The organism is Lelliottia sp. GFLA7 (assembly GCF_056490165.1).
Genome location: NZ_JBWLAQ010000039.1, coordinates 1 through 480 on the forward strand (window position 1 = coordinate 1; position 480 = coordinate 480).

At 67.5% G+C, this 480-nt stretch carries 2 protein-coding genes; both read right to left on the reverse strand.

Annotated elements, in window-relative coordinates; all coding sequences use genetic code 11:
- Positions 1-103 (reverse strand): DUF2505 family protein (locus AC07RN_RS21020; protein ID WP_478337223.1); only part of this gene is annotated, 103 nt, incomplete at its 3' end.
- Between the two features lie 48 nt (positions 104-151).
- On the reverse strand, positions 152-480 hold a 329-nt coding region (locus AC07RN_RS21025; RefSeq protein ID WP_478337222.1), incomplete at its 5' end, for a DUF2505 domain-containing protein.

Here is a 480-nt window from a genome sequence, read left to right on the forward strand (position 1 = left end):
TCTCCTCCATCCGCGCCTCCCAGTAGTCCCGGTCGCGCAGCGCGGAGTACACCTTCTCGGCAGGATGGTCGAACCTGGCTGAATAGTCGATGCGACGGGCCATGACCGGCAGATTACCGGTCGGTGGCCCGCCCGTTGTGGAAAGCGGTGACTACTTCGTCGCCGTCCACTGGCCGGTGAAGTCTTCCTCGGCGTCGAGCAGTTCGAGGACCTGCCCGGCGATGACGGACTCGACCTTGCCCCCGATCAGCGGCAGCTTGACCTCCACCTCACCCTCCATGACCAGCAGCGATCCGTCGCCGTCGGCCGTCAGGGTCATGGTGCCGCGCAGCTGCCCGGGGGCGCCCTCGACCTCCGCCGAGAACGTGCCCTCGGCGCGGTCGCCCTGTAGCGCACCCCACGATTCGGTGCGCTTGATGATCAGGTCACCCGGGCGGATCTTGGTGACCATTGCCGGCAGGTGCTCGGCGGGAACGGACT